The organism is Rhizobium sp. 18055 (assembly GCF_902706285.1).
Taxonomy (GTDB): Bacteria; Pseudomonadota; Alphaproteobacteria; order Rhizobiales; family Rhizobiaceae; genus Rhizobium.
This window is the reverse complement of the sequence record NZ_CACSKD010000291.1, coordinates 1-439: the sequence shown is the minus strand read 5'-3', so window position 1 is coordinate 439 and position 439 is coordinate 1. Positions and strand designations below refer to the sequence as shown.

Genomic DNA, 439 nt, shown 5'->3' with positions numbered 1-439 from the left:
GGTGTCCGGCCACATCCGCGGCCTGACCAACACCATCCCACTCCACGTGGAGATCCTCTACAATGAGTACAACTTCGTCGCCGCCTTCGCCGTCGCTTCGCTCCTCGCCGTCCTTGCCCTCATCACCCTCATCCTCAAATCCGTCCTCGAATGGCGCTTCGCGGGCGAGCTTGCGCACGGCCGGGCTCACTGACAGCCCCTTGGACCGTCCCTCGACGGCGATCCGGGTCGAGAACGTCTCGAAGACCTTCGACACGGCAGCGGTGCTGCACGACCTGTCGATCGACGTGCGGGCGGGGGAGCTGCTCGGCCTGCTCGGCCCCTCGGGCTCGGGCAAGACGACCCTGCTGCGGATCATCGCCGGGCTCGACGCGCCGGACCGGGGCCGGATCCTGTTCGGCGACGACGACGCCACCGGCCTCGCCGTGCAGGAGCGGGC

General features: G+C 69.0%; 1 protein-coding gene and 1 pseudogene. Both read left to right on the top strand.

Annotated features, from left to right (window positions below; all coding sequences use genetic code 11):
- Positions 1-193: pseudogene (gene cysW, locus GVL52_RS29175) on the top strand (sulfate/thiosulfate ABC transporter permease CysW); the annotation flags it as partial.
- A 70-nt stretch (positions 194-263) separates the two neighbouring features.
- Positions 264-439, top strand: a 176-nt coding sequence (locus GVL52_RS29170; protein WP_160012750.1) for an ATP-binding cassette domain-containing protein, incomplete at its 3' end; no start/stop codon positions are given.